We start from the raw sequence: 930 nt of genomic DNA, 5'->3' as shown, positions 1-930 counted from the left end.
GGCGAACAACGTCGGAATCGAAACGGAGGCCGAGGTTTGGGCCGGGGCGGTTAATACCGCCCGATGGCTCCACGCGTCGAGACGTGCGTGGGCGGCTTCGTCGAGCAGATCCACCGACCACAACGGGCGCAGCGGATCCGCTGTCATCGCTGACAGAACCGCATTCAGTTGTTCGATCAGGGCCTCGATGGCATCGAGGTCGAACACCTCGGTGTCATATTCGACGCGGAGTTGCAGTTCGCGGCCCGGCAGCGCTTGCACCGCCAACGGGTAATGGTTGGATTCGCGGAAATCGAACTTGGTGATCGCCAAGCCGTCGATGTTCGACAGTGCCGTGGCGTCGACCGGGTAGTTCTCGAAGACCAGCAGGGTGTCGAACAGTCTGTCCTGGCCCGTGATCCGGTGGATGTCGGTCAGCGCCACGTGCTGGTGTTCGAGGGTGTCGGTGTGGGCGCCCTGCAATTGTTGCAACAGGTCCGCGGTGGTGGTGTCCGGGTGCAATGTCGCCCGCACCGGCACCGTGTTGATCAGCAGGCCCACCATGGAATCCGAGCCGAGAACCTCGGCAGGACGTCCGGAGACCGTCGTGCCGAAGGCGATGTCCTGCCTGCCGGTCAGCGAGGTGAGTAGGAGCGCCCACGCGCCCTGCAACACGATGCTGGGGGTGGTGTGATGCGAGCGTGCCAGATCGCCGAGCGCGCGCGTGATCTGCTCGGACAGCCGGAACGACTCAACACCTCGCTGTCCCAGTCCATCTCGCTCGGGCGGACCGATCAACGTCGGCGTTTCAAATCCCGCCAACATCTCGCGCCACGCCTCATGGGCACCGGCCCGATCACGTTGGCAGAGCCAGGTGACAAAACTGCGATACGGCGCGGCGGCGGGCAGTCGTTGCCCGCTGAGGCCGGCGAAGATCTCCTGGAGCAAGAT

Annotated in this window: 1 protein-coding gene; it reads right to left on the bottom strand. The window is 64.4% G+C overall.

Annotated features, from left to right (window positions below; translation table 11 throughout):
• Positions 1 to 930: condensation domain-containing protein (locus tag TX88_RS35170; RefSeq protein WP_044519518.1), on the bottom strand; the 930-nt coding region annotated here is incomplete at both ends.

It is taken from the genome of Mycolicibacterium septicum DSM 44393 (genome assembly GCF_000455325.1).
In the GTDB taxonomy this organism is placed as follows: domain Bacteria; phylum Actinomycetota; class Actinomycetes; order Mycobacteriales; family Mycobacteriaceae; genus Mycobacterium; species Mycobacterium septicum.
The sequence above is the reverse complement of the archived record's forward strand: the minus strand, read 5'-3'. Positions and strand labels throughout refer to the sequence as shown.